General features: G+C 67.6%; 13 protein-coding genes. 3 read left to right on the plus strand and 10 right to left on the minus strand.

The genetic code is table 11. The features are described from left to right. Positions 1-105 precede the first annotated feature (105 nt). Positions 106-774, plus strand: a complete 669-nt coding sequence (locus J2X42_RS04445; protein ID WP_310162604.1) for a TetR/AcrR family transcriptional regulator — start codon at positions 106-108, stop codon at positions 772-774. Between the two features lie 88 nt (positions 775-862). Next, entirely contained in the window at positions 863-1,696 is an 834-nt protein-coding gene (locus tag J2X42_RS04450) for an alpha/beta hydrolase (protein ID WP_310162606.1), read from the plus strand. Positions 1,697-1,823: 127 nt separating this feature from the next. On the opposite strand, the gene J2X42_RS04455 is transcribed toward J2X42_RS04450, so the two are convergent. The 10 genes from J2X42_RS04455 to J2X42_RS04500 form a co-directional block, all read right to left on the minus strand. Then, positions 1,824-3,299: a DHA2 family efflux MFS transporter permease subunit gene (locus tag J2X42_RS04455; protein ID WP_310162609.1), complete on the minus strand. Its 1,476-nt coding sequence runs from the start codon at positions 3,297-3,299 to the stop codon at positions 1,824-1,826. A 126-nt stretch (positions 3,300-3,425) separates the two neighbouring features. Further along, positions 3,426-3,992 (minus strand): type 1 glutamine amidotransferase domain-containing protein, encoded by a 567-nt coding sequence (locus tag J2X42_RS04460; protein WP_310162611.1) that lies wholly within the window; start codon positions 3,990-3,992, stop codon positions 3,426-3,428. A 150-nt stretch (positions 3,993-4,142) separates the two neighbouring features. After that, entirely contained in the window at positions 4,143-5,915 is a 1,773-nt protein-coding gene (locus tag J2X42_RS04465; RefSeq protein ID WP_310162612.1) for a DUF5605 domain-containing protein, read from the minus strand. 31 nt (positions 5,916-5,946) lie between these two features. Beyond that, positions 5,947-8,841 (minus strand): family 78 glycoside hydrolase catalytic domain, encoded by a 2,895-nt coding sequence (locus tag J2X42_RS04470; protein WP_310162614.1) that lies wholly within the window; start codon positions 8,839-8,841, stop codon positions 5,947-5,949. A 50-nt stretch (positions 8,842-8,891) separates the two neighbouring features. Beyond that, entirely contained in the window at positions 8,892-10,391 is a 1,500-nt protein-coding gene (locus tag J2X42_RS04475; RefSeq protein WP_310162616.1) for a family 43 glycosylhydrolase, read from the minus strand. Beyond that, a complete protein-coding gene (locus J2X42_RS04480; protein WP_310162618.1) occupies positions 10,388-12,901 on the minus strand; it encodes a glycoside hydrolase family 3 C-terminal domain-containing protein in 2,514 nt (837 codons plus the stop codon). The genes J2X42_RS04475 and J2X42_RS04480 overlap by 4 nt, the downstream gene beginning before the upstream one ends. A 114-nt stretch (positions 12,902-13,015) precedes the next feature. After that, positions 13,016-13,876 carry an ATP-binding cassette domain-containing protein gene (locus J2X42_RS04485; RefSeq protein WP_310162620.1) on the minus strand — a complete coding sequence of 287 codons (861 nt, stop codon included), beginning with the start codon at positions 13,874-13,876 and terminating at the stop codon, positions 13,016-13,018. Next, positions 13,873-15,726: a dipeptide/oligopeptide/nickel ABC transporter permease/ATP-binding protein gene (locus tag J2X42_RS04490; RefSeq protein WP_310162622.1), complete on the minus strand. Its 1,854-nt coding sequence runs from the start codon at positions 15,724-15,726 to the stop codon at positions 13,873-13,875. Before J2X42_RS04490 ends, J2X42_RS04485 begins: the two co-directional genes overlap by 4 nt. Further along, positions 15,723-16,664: an ABC transporter permease gene (locus J2X42_RS04495; RefSeq protein WP_131132336.1), complete on the minus strand. Its 942-nt coding sequence runs from the start codon at positions 16,662-16,664 to the stop codon at positions 15,723-15,725. The genes J2X42_RS04490 and J2X42_RS04495 overlap by 4 nt, the downstream gene beginning before the upstream one ends. 76 nt (positions 16,665-16,740) lie before the next feature. Beyond that, the gene (locus J2X42_RS04500) at positions 16,741-18,261 is read right to left on the minus strand and encodes an ABC transporter substrate-binding protein (protein ID WP_310162626.1); all 1,521 of its coding nucleotides are present in this window, start codon (positions 18,259-18,261) and stop codon (positions 16,741-16,743) included. Positions 18,262-18,447: 186 nt separating this feature from the next. Here J2X42_RS04500 and J2X42_RS04505 point away from each other — a divergent pair, with 186 nt between their 5' ends. Then, the gene (locus J2X42_RS04505; RefSeq protein ID WP_310162628.1) at positions 18,448-19,086 is read left to right on the plus strand and encodes a TetR/AcrR family transcriptional regulator; all 639 of its coding nucleotides are present in this window, start codon (positions 18,448-18,450) and stop codon (positions 19,084-19,086) included. The last annotated feature ends 99 nt before the right edge of the window (positions 19,087-19,185 follow it).

Genomic DNA, 19,185 nt, shown 5'->3' on the forward strand with positions numbered 1-19,185 from the left:
GCCTTTGTAAAAGGCGCATGGACATCTTGTTTCCACAGTATTTCCGGCTCCTCACCTCGAACCCGGGCGGCGAAGTTGTACCCGCCTGGGTGCAAGAATGATGCCGTGACTTCAGCCGGACCGGGACGCCCCCGCAACCAACAGCCCTCCAGGCCAGGGGCAACTGCCCGGGACGAAATCCTGGATGCGGCGGCCGAGCTTTTCACGACGCACGGCTTCGCCAACACTTCCACCCGGTCCATAGCCGACGCCGTGGGGATCAGGCAGTCCTCGCTGTACCACCACTTCAAGACCAAGGACGACATCCTCGAGGACCTGCTTGAGGGCACCGTGCTGGCCGGGCTGGCGTTTGCCCGCGCGGTAACTGCCCTGCCCAACGGTGAGTCGACTCCGGGAAGCCGGCTTCACGCCGTCGCCCTTTATGACGGCACGCAACTGTGCAGCTCCCGGTGGAACCTCGGAGTCCTGTACCACCTGCCCGAAGCCCGCGGCGGCCGGTTCGCACGGTTCCTGGCGGAGCGGCAGGAACTGCGCAACCTGTACGGGGAACTGGGCGCCCTCCTGTCCCCTGCCGCCCCCGCCGCAGTTTCGGGGAACCCGGGCGATCTTGCGTTCCGCCTCGTCGAATCCCTGGTCAACCTGCGGGCCGACGGAATGGCAACATCCGATTCTCCGCTTCAGGCGGCCGATGCCGGGCTCATTCTGTGCGGGCTGGGCAATGAACTGCCGGCCATCCGGGGCCAGAGCACTGCCCTCATCGCCCGCCTGGGCTGAACAGTCCGTGCGCCCGCTGCGGCTTCTGTCTCCGAGGAGGGCAGCGTCCATGATGCCAGCACTCAGGTACCTCGGCTAGGCTCGGAACATGACGCGCGAGAACATCCACACCCCCGACGGCGGCACACTCGAGCTCTTCTCCACGGGCGCGGAACTGGCGTCCGCCGGCTCCGGCGTGGTGGTGGTGCCGGCCTCCATGGTCACCGCGGCCGACTATACGAAGTTTGCGCAGAAACTCAGCGCAGCCCTGGGCCGTCCGGTGCACACGTTCAACCGCCGCGGCCGCGGTTCCTCATCACCGCAGGCCGAGGACTACACCCTTGACGCGGACATCCGGGACCTCAACGCCGTCATGAAGCACACCTCCAGCACCGACGTGTTCGGGCACAGCTTCGGCGGTGCCGTGGCCCTGCACGCGGCCCGCACGCTTCCGGTGGAGCGGCTCGCGGTCTATGACCCCGCCGTCTCCGTCAACCACAGCGTCAAAGCCGACTGGACCGCCGAATACGAGCGCGCCACGGCCGCCGGGGACGACGACCGCGCCCTGGCCGTGCTGACCAAGGGCCTGGAAACCGGCGGCGCGTTCTCGCGGATGCCGCTGTCCATGCTCACCATTGCCAACAAGCTCACGGCCGGCACGCACGTGGGCAAGCAGATGCGTGAACTGATGCGCACCGGTGTCCGGGAAATCAAGGCGATCATTGCCGCGGACATGCCTGCCGAACCGTTCCTGGCGCTGCCGCTGGAAACCCTGATCGTGGTGGGCGAAAAGAGCCCGGCCTACTTCGGGGTGGCGTGCGGGCAGATCCACGACGTCCTGTCCGGTTCCAGCTACACCATCCTGCAGGGCTCCGGCCACGACGGCGTACTCCGCGCACCGGACAAGCTGATCACCGAACTCAGCGACTTCTTCGCCGGCTGACCCCGCCCACAGCAACGCGGGGTCACTTCGCGCCCCTTCCGGTGGCCTGGAAGGGGGCGGAGTGACCCCGCGTTGGGGGTAAAGGTGGGGTGAGAGTGGCGTGGTGGGTTAAGACAGCCGGATGGGGCTAGTGGCCGCCGTGGGCGGGGCCGGCGCCTTCCGTCTTGCGCATCATCGCTGAGAGTACGACGGCGGCGAGGGCTATGACGGTTGCCGTCAGGAATGCGGCACTCATCCCCGCGACGATGCCCGACGACGCGGAAACCACGGCAAAAATGGACACCAGCAGCGCCGTGCCGGCTGCGCCTGCCACCTGCTGCGTGGTGCTCATGATCGCCGACCCGTGTGAGTACAGGTGCGGCGGCAGCGGGTTAAGGCCGGTGGTGAACGCGGGAGTGAACAGCAGCGCCAGGCCGAAGCTCAGCACAACGTGGAGGCTGACGATCCACCAGACCGCGGTGCCGGCGTCGAGCATGGAGAACTGCCACAGGGACAGCACCATCAGGACCGACCCTGTCACCGTGAGCGGCAGCGGACCGACCTTGTCGAAAAGCCGGCCGATGAACGGGCCCAGCAGGCCCATGGCCAGGCCGCCCGGGAGCAGGGCCAGGCCGGTCTCCAGCGAACCGAGGCCGCGGATTTCCTGCAGGTAGAGCGGCAGCAGGATGACGCCGCCGAACAGCGCCATCATGGCCACCACCATCAGCAGCACGGAGACAGTGAACATGCGGAAGTTGAAGGCGCGGAGGTCCAGCAGCGGGGCCTCGGCCTTCTGCAGCCGGAGCTGGCGGAGCACAAACACCGCGAGGCTGACCACGCCGATCACCAGCGCGCCGATAGCCACAGGGCTGGGGCCGCTCTGGCCGCCGTGTCCGCCGCCGATCTGGCTGAGGCCGTAGACCAGGCCGCCAAAGGCCGGGACCGTCAGCAGCACGGAGAGGAAGTCGAGCTTGGTCTTCTCCGTTTCGCCGACGTTGGTCAGGTACTTGGCGCCGATCGCCAGGGCCGCGAGCGCCACCGGAAGGACGAACACAAACATAAAGCGCCAGGTGAAGTGTTCCAGGATCAGTCCGGAGACCGTGGGGCCCATGGCCGGCGCCACGGAGATGGCGATGCTGACGTTGCCCATCACGGCGCCGCGCTTGGCGAGCGGGACCAGGGTGAGGATGGTAGTCATCAGCAGCGGGAGCATGATGGCCGTACCGCCGGCCTGGATGATGCGGGCCAGGAGCAGGACTTCGAAGCCCGGCGCCACAGCTGCCAGCGCGGTTCCGCCGGCGAACAGGCCCATGGCCAGCATAAAGACGGCGCGCGTGGACAGGCTCTGGAGGATGAAACCGGTGGTGGGGATGACCACGGCCATGGTGAGCATAAAGCCGGTGGACAGCCACTGCACGGTGGGCGCGTCCACGCCGAGGTCCACCATCAGCCGCTGCAGGGCAACGTTCATGATGGTTTCGTTGAGGATCACCACGAATGTTGCCACCAGCAGCGTGGCGATGATGGTCACCGATTCGCGGGACATCTTCACCGGTGCGGACGGCTGCGCCTCAGCGGCCTGCACGGGCTCGCCGTGGGCGTCAGAAGAGACTTTTGTAGACATAAGTGTTCCCTCAGGGAGTTTGAGTTTGGTGGCAGGCGAGCATCGTCGCTGCAGATTCCAACACTCTACCCGGTGGAGTAATTCCTCCGGCGGGTATTTTTCTTAACCCTGGGGGAACAGTTCGGTTCAGGCGGTCTGGCCGGCGTGCTGGCCTTCCGAGATTTCCTCCACCAGCTTGCTGTTGAAGGCCGGCAGGTCTTTCGGGCTCCGGCTGGTGACCAGGCCCTGGTCCACCACCACTTCCTGGTCGCTCCAGTTGGCGCCTGCGTTCTTCAGGTCCGTCTGGAGCGTGTGGTAGGAGGTGACGTTCCGGCCGCGGACCACGCCGGCGTCGATCAGGAGCCACGGCCCGTGGCAGATCGAAGCCACCGGCTTATGCTGCTCGAAGAAGGCCCGGGTGAAGTTCTGGGCGTCCTTGTCCACCCGGAGGTGGTCGGCGTTCACCACACCGCCGGGAAGCACCAGGGCGTCAAAGTCCTCCGCGTTGGCGTCGGCCACTGTCAGGTCGACGTCGAACGTGTCGCCCTTCTCGGTGCCCTTGAAGCCCTGCAGCTTGCCGCTCTTGAGGGCCACCAGGGTGGGTTCGCCGCCGGCGTCCTTGACCGCCTGCCAGGGGCTGGTGAGTTCGACCTGCTCCACGCCGTCCGTCAGCAGGAATGCGATCCTCTTGCCTGCGATGCTGTGTTCTGACATTTTTCCTCCTCTGGTGAGGCGGCCGCAGCACAGGGAAGCGCGCGGTGTCCGCCTGGAGAGTTGTTTTGCCTGACAGCATCCAGCCTAGGAAAGCCCAAAGTAATAAGCAAGCTGACTACTTTGGGCTCTCCCCGGCTCATGCCCCCGGGGTCAGGAAACGGCGCGGATCCGAACGGCGATGAACTGCCGCCCGGGAAGCTCAACCCGGAACCGGCCTTCCACCGTGCCGGGAAGTGTCTCCACTGTCATGTTCCAGGTGTCGATGATGTCCACGTGGTACTTACGCCCGGCCGGCATCACGAAGTTCCGGTACGTGGGCTGATTGAAGCCGAAGTAGCTGAGCTCGTACTCGTACCGGATGCCGGCGGTGGGGACGTCCCAGGCGCTGGGCAGCGGGTCCAGGAATCCGCCCGGTGTCTCGTCCAGGATGCGGCGCAGGAATGCGATGCGTTCGGGGCTGGTGCCGTGGAATTCCCCGCCCTTGGCCCACCACAGGATGTCCCCGGCGTGCATGTACGTTTCGCCGTGGCCCACGTAGCCGCCGCGGATGGCGCCCTCCCAGAACCGGCGGGTCATTTCCTCGCCGGTGATGTTGCCCCAGCCCTGGTCGATGTTGCCTTCGTAGGCGCACTCGTCGATCACCACCGGCTTCTGCCAGCGGTCGCGCCACTCCCCGGTGAACTCGGCGGTCTTGTGCACGTCCTGGCGCTGGATGCTGCTGTGGGTGATCCAAGGCCGGCTGTAGTCGTAGAAGTCCTGGCAGTTGTGGATGGACAGCAGATGGCCGCTGGGGTCGTTGGCCTGGACAATCCCGGCGAAGCGCTCCCAGTCCTCGGTGGTCTTGCGGAACAGCAGGTCGTATTCGTTGGCCAGGGACCACCAGATGTTCCGGTGCGCAGCCAGCCGGGCCACCACGTACTTGAGGTAGCGGTCGTCCTGGCCCGGGGTCATGGTGGAGAAGCCCCAGCGGTCGTAGGCGTGGAAGAGGATGAGGTCGGCTTCGATGCCGAGTTCGTCCAGCTGGCTGATGCGCTGTTCGAGGTGGCGGTAGAACGCCGGGTTGGGCCGCTCGTAGTCGAAGCCGCCAGCCAGGGAGCCTTCGAACGGGTACAGGTCCGGTTCGTTCTCGTTGAACAGGTACGACTTGGGGAAGACGCACATCCGCATCTTGTTGAACGGTCCCGCGGCCAGCGTGTCCAGGGTCTGCTTTTCCAGGGCTTCGCCCTGGTGGGTCCAGGCGTAGGCTGTGGTGCCGATCGGCAGGTAGGGGGTGCCGTCGTCGTACGCGAAGTGGAAGGTGCGGGCCACCCGCACCACTCCCCTGGCCCCTTCCGCGGCGTCCGCCGCATGGAACGAGCCGGTGACGCCGTCGAGCGAGCGGGCGTTGCTGGACGTGGTGAAAGTCCAGTCCCCCGCTTCCGGGACCAGGAGCCTGACTTTGTACGTCCCGTCGCCGTCGTAGAAGCCCGGGACGCTGAGCACCTTGCCTGAGGGTGCGGTGAACACGGCGCGGAGGTCGACGTCGGTGAACGGGTTGCCGTGCGAGGGCCCGGCGAAGGTGGCTTCGAAGCGTTCCTGCGCTGCCGCCGTCGCGGGCAGGGAAACAGCGGCGCTGCCCCGCTCCACGGTTTCCGGCTCGTAGCCGGCGGCGGGGGCGGGAATGTCGACGGCGGCTGCCGCGGCGCGCTGTGCCACGGTGTCCTCCGGTTCCAGCCCGCCGATCAGGCGGAGGATCTCCGCCACCTCGGCGGGCTTCCCTTTCAGGGCTTCCTCGGTGCCCAGGATCATGCCCACCTCGTGGAAATACAGGGTGTGCAGCAGGGGGTTGTTGGTCAGCGAGGGGACGTGCTCGCTCAGGATGCGGTTGCCTTCGGCGTGCCGCATCACAAAGTACAGCGGGCTTTCGGCGGTGAAAGTTGTCATCGGGGCCTTCTTGGTTCGGGACGTACGGAGTTCAGGAGTCTTCAGGGGCGCCGGCGGCGCGGTTGCCGGTGAGGGCCTGCAGCGCGGCGGCGATGTCCTTCTTGACGGCGGGCTGGGTGAAGAGCAGGCCCTGGTCCAGCGAGGTCTGCCGGTACCAGACGGTGTCCTTGCGGAAAGCAGCAGCCCCTGCCGGATCATGCGCGTCGATGGCCTGCCACACTGCCGCGTAGGCCTCGGGATCGTCCATGATGTCCGCCAGCGGGGTGTCCAGCGAGGTGGCGCCCGGTTCAGCTGCGGGCCCGGCGTCGGGAACGTCCCAGCTGTGCCGGCCCGAGCCCGCAACAAACTCCGCGGAGCCGTCCGGGAGCGAGACCACGGCGGTGGTGCCCGGCGGCACGGTGGCCTCCACCAGGATCCGGTCCCCCACCCGCTTCCAGGCGACGCGGGCCAGGCCGTAGGGCGTCTCGTGCGACGTCGAGGCGTGCGCCAGGCTGTTGAGCGGACGGGGTGCGATGCGCAGCTTCCGGTACCCGGGCGCCGCCGGGGCAAGGCCTGCCACGGTGCGGTGCATCCAGTCGGCGATGGCGCCCAGCGCGTAGTGGTTGAAGGAGGTCATTTCGCCGGGGTTGACGCTGCCGTCCTCGAGGATGGAGTCCCAGCGTTCCCAGATGGTGGTGGCGCCCTGGGTGACCGGGTACAGCCAGGACGGGCATTCGGTCTGGGTGAGCAGCCGCTCGGCAGCATCCAGGTGGCCCGTGACCGTCAGTGCGTCGGCGATCAGCGGGGTTCCCACAAACCCGGTGGCGATCCGGTAGCCGCCCAGCCGGGCGAGTTCGGCGAGGCGGCCGCCCAGGGCCTGGCGCTGGGCCGGATCGGTGCTGATGCCGAACATCAGGGCCAGCGAGTAGGCCGTCTGGGCGTCCGAAACCATCCGGCCGGAGGGCGTGACGTACTCGGCCAGGAATGCCTGCCGGGTCTCCTCGGCGAGCGCAGAGTATTTGCCGTGGTCGGCGTCGTTCCCCAGTACGGCGGCCGCCTGGGCCACGAGGTCCAGGGAGCGGAACAGGTAGGCGCCGGCCACAATGTCGCCGTGGGTGCGGGCGGCACCGGGCTTGTCCGGCGGAGCGGCGGGGTCGAGCCAGTCGCCGAGCTGCATCTGGCCCTGCCACAGACCGGAACTGTCGCGGACCTTCAGAAGGGCATCAGCCCAGTCCCGCATGCTGGCATATTGCCGGCGGAGCAGGCCGGTGTCGCCGAAGCGCTCAAGCAGCACCCAGGGGACCACCGTGGCGGCGTCACCCCAGGCAGCCACCGGTGATTCGAGCATGCCCAGGACGGACGGCACAATGATGGGGACCACGCCGTCGCGGTGGCCCTGTTCGAGCGCAAGGTCCTGCAGCCAGGAGTCCAGGAAGCCCAGCGAGTCGTACAGGTAGCTGGCGGTGGGGCTGAAGACCTGGATGTCGCCGGTCCAGCCCAGCCGCTCGTCACGCTGCGGGCAGTCGGTGGGCAGGGCCAGGAAGTTGCCGCGCATCCCCCAGAGGGCGTTTTCGTGCAGCCGGTTCAGCAGCGGGTCGGAGCACTCGAACCAGCCCGTGCGGCGCATGTCGTTGTGGATCACGACGGCGGTGATCGCCGCCGGGTCCAGCTCACCGGGCCAGTTGTCCACCTGGGCGTAGCGGAAGCCGTGGAACGTGAAGCGCGGCTCCCATTCCTCCACGGCTGCGTCTCCGATTCCGCTGCCGGCGAGGGTATAGGTGTCGGTGGCAGCCGCCTGGCGCAGCGGGCGGAGGGACAGTTCGCCGTCCTCGAGGACTTCGGCATGCCGGAGGGTGATGGTGCGGCCCGCCTCGCCGGAGACCCGGATCCGGAGCCGGCCCACGAGGTTCTGGCCGAAGTCCAGCACCGTGGCGCCGGAGGGTGTGGTCAGGACATCCCTGACGGGCAGTTCCTCGATGCGGCGCACGGGCGGGGCGATGGCCGGCGTGGCCTCCGCCCAGGCACTCGCGGTGACCGGCGCGGGGAGCCAGTGGGCGTCGTCGAAACCGGGTTTTGACCAGCCTGCTTCGGCGCGCCGGGCGTCGAAGGCTTCGCCGGCGTAGATGCCGCTGGACACCAGCGGGCCGCCGGTGAAAGCCCGCCAGCCCGGGCCGCCGGCCACGGTTTGCCGCGTCCCGTCCGCGTAGACGAGGTGCAGTTCCACCTTGGCCGCGGGCTGTTCACCGTAGAACGGTTTGGCGAAGCCGTGGAAGCCGTACTTTTCCGTGAACCAGCCGCCAGCGAGCCAGACGCCGATGGCGTTGGCGCCTGGAGCCAGCAGCGCCGTGACGTCGGTGGTTTCGTGGTTGAGCCGGTCCGCGTAGGCCGTCCAGCCCGGCTTGAGGATCTGGTCATCCACTTCCGTGCCGTTGATTTCGGCCTGATAGACCCCGTGTGCGGTGGCGAACAGCGTGGCTTTAGCCAGCCCCTCCCCAACGGTGAATTCGTAGCGCAGCTGGCCCGGCTGCCCCAGCCGCTGTTCTTCCCCGGCCGGGAACGGGAGGCCGATCGCTTCCGCCTCCCACGGTCCGTCCACAAAGCCGCCCGCCAAAACCAGGGGCGCGCTCCAGTCCGTCGTGCCGCCGTCGTTCCCGGTGACCCTGACTTCCACCGCCACCTGCTCGCCAGGCGCGATTGGCCCGAAGGGCCACTCAACGAGCACGGACTCGGCGCCCGCGAGCACCGCAGACTCCGTCGCCCCGCCGCGCGTGAGCCTGAACTCGGCCCGAACCTGCAGCCAGTCCGTGCCCGCAGTGTCCGTAACCCAGCTGAGCCGGGGCCGCGGCCCTGCCACGAACGGGGTGTCCGTCCGGTACTCCGCGCTCAACCGGCTGACGGCGGTCTGCTGGCGGGTGGCTGACTGCGGTGTCAGGGTCGTGTTTGTCACGGAGGGCCTTTCGAGCGGAAGAGCTAAGGGGCGGGAGGGCACTGGGATTTCTAGCGGGGTTCGCGGCCTTCGCTGCGGAACCAGTCGAACGAGACCGTGCCGCTGCTGGCGAAGACGCCGGCGACCCGTCCGGTGAAGGACGCGGCGGTCTCGGCCGAGAGGTACCGGCCGTCGAGTTCGGCCAGGGTCACCGGTTCGCCGTTGATGACGGCCTGCAGCGCGATGGTGTCCGAGCTCAGGCTGCCGATGGCGTTGTCCGGGTTTGGTTCCCGGGTTTCGATCCGCAGTTCAAGTGGGCCGCCGGGCGCCGGGCGGGTCCAGGCCTGTTCGATCGAGGAGATCCGGGCCCGGGCGGTGACCGTGGTCCCGTCCGTTTCTATCGAGTAGTGGTGGGCTTCGTCGTAGCGGACCGCCAGCCCGCCCGAGCCGTTCTCCCCCGCATCCATCAGGGCGGCGATGGTCTCCACCTGGGACTGCTGGCGGCGGCCCAGGAACGCTGGCCGGGCGTCGTCGAGGCTGGTGCCGTCGCTGGTGAGCGTGAGGCGGCCCGGGACTTTTTCGGTGGAGGCAAACGCGCCGGGGAAGCGCCGGACGGCGATCCAGCCGCCGTCGAGCTCTGCGTCCGCAAAGTCATCTTCGAACGCGTTCCCGCCCTCGCGGGGGTTCAGGATGACCGGCTCCGCGACGGGCCAGCCGTCCTCCCAGGTGACCGGGGTGATGAACGTTTCCCGGCCGAGGGCGGAGAAGGCGCGGGTCATGCCCTTGGGCCGCATGCCGAGGAGCACCATGGCCCAGCCGCCGTCGGGGGTTTCCACGAGGTCGCCGTGGCCGGTGTTCTGGATGGGCCGGTCGGTGCTGCGGGCGCTCAGGATGGGGTTGGCAGGGTTGGACTCGAACGGTCCGGCCGGGGAGGTTCCGCGGGCGATGCTGACGCTGTGGCCGCGCTCGGTGCCGCCCTCGGCGATCATGAGGTACCAGTAGTCGCCCCGCTTGTAGAGGTGCGGCGCTTCGGGGAACATCAGGCCGGTGCCGGACCAGACGCTGCGGGGTTCTTCGAGCGCCTTGCCTGCCTCGAGGTCGACGCGGACCTGGAGGATGCCGCCGTGCTCGTTGATGGTTCCGGTGACGGTGTCCAGCCCGGAGTAGGTCATGAAGGCGGTGCCGTCCTCGTCCCAGGCGAGGTCCTGGTCGATGCCGATGGCGCCCTCGATGGCGAGTCCGTCGCTCCACGGGCCCGCGGGATCCTTGGCCGTGAACACCAGGGTGCCGCGTGCCATGGCGTCGGTGACGGCCACGTAGAACAGGCCGTCGTGGAAGCGGATGGTGGGAGCCCAGGCGCCGCCGAGGGTGGGCACGTCGCGGGAATCCAGCTGCCCTTCACGGTCCACCACGTGCCCGATCCGGGTCCAGCTGACCAGGTCGGTGCTGTGGTAGACGGGGATGCCGGGCAGGTATTCAAACGTGGAGGTGGCCAGGTAGTAGTCCCCGCCCACCTTGACGATGCTGGGGTCCGGATTGAAGCCGGGGATCAGCGGGTTGGGCAGGTTCATGCTGCTCCCTCCTGGGAGAGGTGGGTCAGGGTCAGGGTGGTTTCAAGCGGCAGGTCGGTGACGGACGTGCCGATATGCAGGGTGTAGTTGCCGGGTTCGTAGGTCCAGCCCTTGTCCCAGTAGGCCAGGAGCCGGGTGGGGACCTCGACGACGGCGGTCACGGTTTCGCCGGGTCCGGCCCATACGGGGGCGGAGGCGACGAGCCAGCGGACCGGGCGGTCGACGGCGGAGCCGGGCTTTTCGGCGTAGACCTGGACGACGTTCTTCCCGGGCCGAGTTCCGGTGTTGGTCAGGGTGACGGTGACGGGGACGACCGCACCGGGTGCGGCGTCGGCGGGCGCGTCCGCGGTGTCCAGGGTCCAGTCGGTGTAGCCGAGGCCGTAGCCGAATTCATAGGCGGGGGTGGTGCCGGCTTTGAGCCAGGCCCGGTAGCCGATGTGGATGCCTTCGTCGTAGGTCAGCGTCCCGTCCGGGGCGGGGGTGACGTTGATGACGGGCACGTCCTCCTGGGTGGCGGGCCAGGTGGTGGGCAGCCGGCCGCCGGGTTCGCTGGCGCCGGTGAGGATGTCGGTGAGGGCATGGCCGAATTCCTGGCCGCCGAAGTAGCCGATCAGGGTCGCGGCCACTTCGTTGCGCCAGGGCAGCAGGACCGGGGATCCGGAGTTCACGATGACGATGGTCCGGGGGTTGGCGGCGGCGACGGCGTGGACCAGGCGGTCCTGCAGGCCGGGCAGTTCCAGGCAGGTGCGGTCGTAGCCTTCGGATTCGACGCGGGAGTTGGTGCCCACCACAACGACGGCGATCTCGGCCGCGCGGGCGGCCTCCACGGCGTCGCGGATCAGGGCGTCCGGGTCGGCGTCGTCCGCTTCCACGCCGATGGTGATGGCCAGGGCGTTGGACAGGGCACCTTCGCGGTCATTGGTGTCGAGTTCGATCCGGACCTCGAGGGGGACGCCGGCCGTGGCCTGGACTGCGACGGACGCTGAGGGCGGGGCCAGGAACGCCGCGCCGAGGTCGGTGCCGGTGGCTTCGATGGTGGCCTCGCGGGCCAGTGTCCCGTCGACGAAGATCCGGCCGTGGCCCACCGTGGAGAAGCCGAGGCGGACCGGGCCGGTCTCGTCCGGGGTGTAGATGGTGTGGAACTGGACGGTGGAGGACGCGGCGATGGGCGCGTCGCCGCCGAACCAGACCAGGGCGGTGGAGCGGCGGTCCTCGGCGAAGAGTTCCTCGCCGTTGGTGTCCAGGAACCGGACCCGTACGCCGGGGGCCCCGGTGGCGGGGTTGGTGATCTGTTCCAGCGGCAGTTCGGCGATGCCTTCCTGCACCACGGCGCCCACACTGTAGGTCACGTTGTCCTTGCCGAAGGCGGCGCGGATCCCGTCCAGCGGGGTGACGATCTTTTCCGGCACCACGGTGGCGGACCCGCCGCCCTGGGTGCGGGCGTAGCGGGCGTTGTGCCCGATTACCGCGACCGTCGTGACCGCGGCAGGATCCAGCGGCAGCACGCCGTCGTTCTTCACCATGACGGTACCGGCGGCGGAGGCCTCGCGGGCGAACGCGATGGGGTCCTCGCGGTCCACCGGTTCGGCGGCCACGGGGTCGAAGCCTTCGAGGGCCCCGACGCGGGCGGCGAGCTGCAGGATCCGGAACACCTTGCGGTCGATCGCGGCCTCCGGGACCTGGCCGGATTTCACGGCCACCACCAGGGCTTCGCCCCACGGGCCGTCCGGGCCCGGCATGGCCAGGTCCTGGGAGGCGTTCGCGGAGTTGATGCTGCGGACGGCGGTCCAGTCGCTGATCACCACACCGTCGAAGCCCCATTCGCTGTTCAGCGGGGTTTCCAGCAGGTCGTTTTCGGTGGCGGTGGCGCCGTTGATCGAGTTGTAGGCGCTCATCACCAGCCATGCCTTCGACTCAACGATGGCCTTCTCGAACGCGAGCAGGTAGAGCTCGCGCAGCGGCCTGTCGCCGACCTTGACGTCCACGGTGAAGCGGTCGGTTTCGGAGTCGTTGGCGATGTAGTGCTTCGGGGTGGCGCCCACGCCGTTGCGCTGCACCCCGGCCACGTACGCTGCGGCGAGCTCGGCGGTGAGGACGGGGTCCTCGCTGAAGGCCTCGAAGTGGCGGCCGCCCAGCGGCGAGCGGTGCAGATTAATGGTGGGGCCAAGGACCACGTCCACGCCCTTGCGGCGGGCCTCGACGGCGGACGCGGCGCCGAGCCGGTCAGCGATCGCCGGATCCCAGGACGAGCTGATCGCGGCGGCCGACGGGAAGTTCATGGACGGCTCACGCTCATCCCAGACCTCGCCCCGGACCCCGGTGGGCCCATCGGAGAAGAGCATCCGGCGCAGGCCGATCTTCTCCAGGGGCCACGTGGTCCAGAAGTCGCGGCCGGTCAGCAGCTGGACCTTCTCTTCGAGCGTCAGGTCAGCCAGGAGGGACTTCAGCCGGGCGTCAGTGGTCTGGTCAGTGGTCTCGTCGGCGTTCGGATCAGTGGTGAGGGTTTCCATGGTGGCTTTCTTGGCTGTTCCTGCGTTGCACGTGTCATGGCTGACGCAGTGTTGATGAGGCGGCTGTCTGTCCCGGAGCCCGGAGCCCGGAGCCCGGGGCCCGGGGCCCGGGGGTCAGGCGACGCCGGCCTGGACGTCCTGCTGGTGCTGGAGTTCCAGGAGCCGGAGCCTGTCGGCGCGGTGTTTGGCCTGCCGGTCGGGGTCAGGAATCGGCGCGGCCATAAACAGACGCTGGGTATAGGGGTGTTCGGGCGCCCCGGTGACCTGTTCGCCGTCGCCCCACTCCACGATCTCGCCGTGGTACATCACGGCCACGCGGTGGCTCAGGTGCCGGACGACAGCGAGGTCGTGGGAGACAAAGAGGTAGGCGACGCCGGTGCGTTCCTGGATCTCGATGAACAGTTCCATGACCCGGGCCTGGGTGGAGAGGTCCAGGGCGGAGACGGGTTCGTCGCAGACAATCAGTTTCGGGTCCAGGGCCAGTGCCCGGGCGATCGCGACGCGCTGGCGCTGGCCGCCGGAGAATTCCCGCGGCAGCCGGTGCGCTGCGCCGTGCGGCAGCCGGACCTGGTCCAAAAGCTCCGCGACCCGCTTGTTGGCGGCCTGCCGCTCCACTTTGCGGACCGTGAGCGGCTCGGTGAGGATCTGCTCAATGGTCATGGACGGGTTCAGCGACGTATAGGGGTCCTGGAAAACCACCTGGATCTCGTGGCTGAGCTCCTTGCGCTGGGCACGGGTGGCCTTGGAGATCTCCTGCCCGCGGTACTTGATGCTGCCGCCGGTGACGGGCGCCAGGCCCAGCACGGCGCGGCCCAGGGTGGTCTTGCCCGAACCGGACTCCCCCACCAGGCCCACTGTCTCGCCGGGCCGGATGTCCAGGGAAACGCCTTTGAGCGCCTTGAACGGTTCCTTCCGGAAGCCCTTGAGCGGGTATTCCACAACAACGTCCTTGACGTCGAGCAGTGTCTCGGTCATGACGTCACTCCTTTCAATGCCTTGGGCCCGGCTGTTGGGGCGGCGGGTTTGCGGCCGGCTGTGGGGTACTGGCCGCGGGGTGCCGTGTCCTCGAGGATCGCGTCCAGCAGCTGGCGGGTGTACGGGTGCCGGGCATCGTTGAAGATGGCCCGGACCGGACCGGTTTCCACCACGCGGCCGGTCTGCATCACGGAGACGCGGTCACAGAGGTCGGCCACCACGCCGAAGTTGTGGGTCACCAGGATGACGCCCATGTTCAGTTCGTCCTGGAGCTCGCGGAGCAGGTTCAGGACTTCGGCCTGGACGGTGACGTCCAGGGCGGTGGTGGGTTCGTCGGCGATCAGCAGGTCCGGTTCGCAGGACACTGCGCCGGCGATCAGGACGCGCTGGGCCATGCCGCCGGAGATCTGGTGCGGGTAGGCGTTGAACGTGCGTTCCGGGTTGGGGATGCCCACCTTCGCCAGCAGCGCCAGGGCGCGTTTGCGGGCCTCGGCCTTGGAGATTCCCAGGCAGACCTGCATGGGCTCCATCAGCTGGCTGCCGATGGTGAACGCGCCGTCCAGGTTGGACATGGGCTCCTGCGGAATGTAGGCAATGCGCTTCCCGCGGACCTTGGTCATCTCCTTCTCGGACAGGTGCGCCAGGTCCTTGCCCTCGAAGAAGATGGAGCCGCCGGTGATGCGTCCGCCCTGCGGCAGGAGCCGGAGGATGGAGAACGCGGTCTGCGTCTTCCCGGACCCGGATTCGCCCACCAGGCCGTGGACTTCGCCGCGGCGTACTGTGAGGCCAACGTGGTTGACCACGTTGGTGGTGGAACCGTCGGGCTGGTCGTAGCCGACACCCAGGTCGGTGACTTCCAGCAGCAGCTCGCCGGCGTTTTCATTCAGTCCGTCGGGGTGTACGACGGCGGCGGCACCGCGCTTCTCGGCGGCACCTTCGGCCTCGGCTGCTGCGGCCGCTGCCGCGGCTTTGCGGCTCTTCTTCACCGGTCCGCGGCTGCGTTCCAGCTCGTCCCGCATGGCGTTGGCCAGCAGCGTCAGGGCGATGCAGACCAGGCCGATCATCAGGGACGGCCACAGCACCAGGGTGGGGGATTTGAAGATGTTGATGAAGCCGTCGTTGAGCATGCTGCCCCAGGTGGGGATGTTCAGGTCGCCCAGGCCGAGGAACTCCAGGCCGGCCTGGATGGCGATGGCAATGCCCAGGACCATGGCGGACTGGATGATCACAGGGGCCCGGACCACGGTCAGGATGTGCCGGCCGATGATCCGGAAATCACTCAGCCCCGAAACCCGTGCCGCATCCACGTAGAGCTCGTTGCGGACGGCGGTGACGGAGGCGTAGACCAGCCGGAAGAACGCGGGTGAAAGCAGGACGCCGAAGATCATCATGGACAGCCACATGGACGGGCCGATCACGGCGCGGGCCGCCAGCAGCACCACCATGCCGGGAAGGGCCATCGTCAGGCCCGTGAGCCAGGAGGAGGCCGAGTCGAACCAGCCGCCGTAGTACCCGGCGATCAGGCCCGCCGTGACGCCAACGACCAGCGCGACAGCGAGGGCCAACAGTGCGCCGGCGAGGCTGAACTGGCCGGCGAACAGCAGCCGGCTGAAGACGTCGCGGCCTGCGCTGTCGGCACCGAGGAGGTGTTCGGACCCGGCCTTGGCCAGCACGTCCTGCAGGCTGGCGGTGCTCGGATCGTGGGTTGCCAGCAGCGGCGCCAGGACCGAGAGCAGTGCAACTATGAGCAGGACGGCCAGGGACGCCACGCCCGTGGGGTGGGTCAGGAGCCGGCGGAACAGGGGAACTTTGGCTGCCGTTGCGGGCAGTACGAGAGGTGTAGCGGTCATGACAGCCGAACTTTCGGATTGAGCCAGCCCTGGGCGAGGTCGATGATGAGGTTGACGGTCACCACGATGGCGGCCGTCGCGACGACGACTCCCATCACGACCGGGATGTCGGCCTGGCCGGTGGCGGTGACGGTGATCTGCCCGAGCCCGGGCAGTGCGAAGATCTGTTCGACAATGACGGCGCCGCCCAGCAGCCCGATGAACTGCACAGCGAGCACGGCCAGGGCGGGGCCGCCGGCGTTGCGCAGCACGTGCTTGTAGACCACGCGGTTGAAGGACAGGCCCCGGGCACGCAGCGTCCGGACGTAATCCTGGCGGAGGGCATCGATCAGGGAGCCGCGGACCTGCTGGACCACAGCGGCAATGCAGCCGATGGAAAGGGCGATGATCGGCAAGGTGACCGTCGCCGCCCAGCCGCCGAACGACGTCGTAATTGGGACATAACCGGTGGCCTTGAACCACTTGAGGTTCAGGGCGAACAGGGACACCAGGCCCAGGGCGATCAGGAAGCCCGGAATGGCGAAGCCCAGGACGCCCACAAATTGGACCACCCGGTCAACCCAGCCGCGTCGGACTGCAGCCCAGACGGCCACAACGATCGAAACAACGGCCGCGATGATGGTGGCCCCCAGTACCAGGGAGATGGTGACGGAGACACGGCTGCTGACGCTTGCGCTGACGAGCTGGCCGTTGAACCACGACCGGCCGAGGTCGCCGGTCAGGGCGCTGGTGAGCCAGTCCCAGTACTGGACCAGGAGCGGACGGTCCAGGCCCAGCTGGCTGGCTTTCAGCGCAACCTGGGCGTCGCTTGCGGTGGGGCCCACGATGCGGCGGGCGATGTCGCCGCCGCCCGCATAGAGCAGCAGGTAGGCGACCGTGGTGATGACGAACAGCAGGAGGACACCGGAAAACAGGCGCCGCAGCACGAATCGGTACATTCGAAAATCCTTAAGGAAGGTTCCTGAAGCTGCCGGACTGGACCGCTGGGATGCGGCCCGGTCCGGCAGCTGTCCGCTAGGAGGCGGGGGTGAAGGACCAGATGAACGGGTAGGCGTTGCCCGTCTGGACCTCGACGTTGGTCTTGGCGTCGGTGACGAAGCTGGACTGCGGGCGGAACCACGGGGCAAACCAGGCCTGCTCCACGATGTACTTGTTCAGTTCCTTCGCCGCGGATTTCTGCTCGTCAGCAGATCCGACGTGGATCTTGTTGACCAGTTCATCCACCTTGGGGTCCTCGTAGTTGTACGGGTTCCAGGGGGCGTTGGGAGTGAGCTTCATGTTGATCAGCTGCCAGTCGGACTGCTGCTCCAGGATCATGTAGCTCACGCCGTACTTCGGCGCCAGGAGGTCGGCGATGAAGTTGTTGCCGGTGTCGGTGAATACTGCAGTGATGCCGACGTCCTTGAGCTGCTGGGTGATCAGCGCCGGAATGGTGTTGCCCAGGAGGGTGGAGGACGGCAGCGTCAGGGTCAGGCCGCTGGCGTAGCCGGCCTCAGCCAGCAGTGCCTTGGCCTTGGCGGGGTCGTAGGCGTAGCGGGAGTCCAGGGACTTGTCATAGGCGTCCGACGACGGCGGGAATACCTGGGCGGTCTGCTCGCCGTAGCCCTGCCCGATCGACTGCAGCAGCGCCTTTGTGTCGAAGGCGTAGTTGAGGGCCTGGCGGACGCGGACGTCCTTGAGGGCCGGGTTGGTGGTGCCGGCGCGGTCGAAGATCAGGAGGCCGGACCAGTTCAGCTGGAGCGGGTTGACCTTGTAGCCTGCGGCTTCGATCTCCGTCAGCGTGTTGTTGTCAATGGTGTTGGCGCCGTTCAGGGTGCCGGACTTGATGGCGTTAAGCAGGGACGTCTGGTCGAGGTAGACGTTCAGGACCAGGTTGTCGTAGTGGACCAGGTCCTTGTCCCAGTAGTCCGGGTTGCGCTTGTACGTGTAGGACGTGCCAGTAACGGTGGCAGCGGTGTCCAGCACGTAGGGGCCGGAGCCGACCGGGTTGGTGGCGATGTCCGTGTTGGCGAACGAAGCCGGGCTCTGCATGAAGGACGCGTCCTTGGACAGGTAGTTCAGGAAGGCCGGATCCGGGGCGGAGAGCGTCAGTTCCAGGGTGGTGGCATCGACGGCGGTGGCCGTCTTCAGGGCCGCAAGGAACTGGGCGTCCGGGGAGGTGCCGGCCTTGAAGCGCTCAAGGTTCTGCTTGGCGGCGTCGGCGTTGAAAGCGGTGCCGTCGGTGAACTTCACGTCATCGCGGAGTTTCAGGGTCAGGACGGTCTTGTCCTCGTTGTACTTCCACTCCGTCGCCAGCATGGGCACCAGTGTGCCGTCCGGCTGCATGCGGAGCAGGGTGTCGTACACGGCCTGGTAGAACGGCGAGAGGTTGGCGAACTCGGACTGGCTGGCATCGAACGTCTTGGGCGACTGGATGGCGCCGAGGGTGAGGGTTTGTGAGGACTGTTCTGCGGAGGCATCTCCACCGGCGGAGCAGCCGGCGAGGCTCAGGGCAACGGCGGCAACTACGGCGGCCATTCGCTTGGATCGGAACATCTTTGGTCCCTTTCACGGTCAGTGGCGTCCACCATGGACTGCCATTGGGAAAGACCGTAACATGAAAACCTAGTGGGTACTAGGTTTTTATTTTAGAAAGTTGAATCGTTCTGAAATGTGACGGCACCCACAGCGGTTGACCAATTGGCTTGCCGCCCGCCAAAGCCAGCTTGTTAGGGTTATGTGATGACAGACACGCCTGCCACCGTGGTCGCGGACACTCCCCGGCGGGGCCGCCCGCGCGGCAGCTACGCCAAGACCGAAGGCCGGCGCCAGGAGATCCTGGCGGCTGCCTTCGAGGTGTTTTCGACGTCGGGCTACCGCTCGGGTTCGCTGAAGGACGTGGCAGACAAAGTGGGCCTGACCCAGGCGGGACTGCTGCATCATTTCCCCAACAAGGAAGCGCTCCTGGAGGCTGTCCTCACCCTGAGGGACGAGGAGTCCGTGGCCAGGACCGGGGCACTCAGTGCCCAGGGGATTGGGCTGCTCCACGGCCTGGTGGAGCTCACGCGCTACAACACCACTATCCCCGGCCTGGTGGCCCTGTACTGCGTCCTGTCGGCTGAAGCCACCGATCCCGACCATCCGGCCCACGAGTACTTCCAACGGCGCTACAACTGGGTCCGGGGCACGATGAAGGACGCGTTCGCGGAGATTCAGAGGCACGGCCAGTTGCGTCCCGGCATCGCTCCGCCGGCCGCCGCGCGCCAGCTTGCCGCGCTGATGGACGGCCTGCAGGTGCAGTGGCTGCTGGACAACGACTCGGTGGACATGCCCGCCGAAGTGGTCGCATTCCTTGAGGCCATCACCACGGAAAAGTTTTAGGGGTTCCCGCTCCACCTGCCCGGAACACCCCGGCGCGAACGTACACCTACGGCCCTTCGGACTGACAGGCCGAAAACCCTTCAAAAGTGGCTTCTGGAA

Origin of the sequence: Arthrobacter sp. BE255 (assembly GCF_031457335.1) — a bacterium.
In the GTDB taxonomy this organism is placed as follows: Bacteria; Actinomycetota; Actinomycetes; order Actinomycetales; family Micrococcaceae; genus Arthrobacter.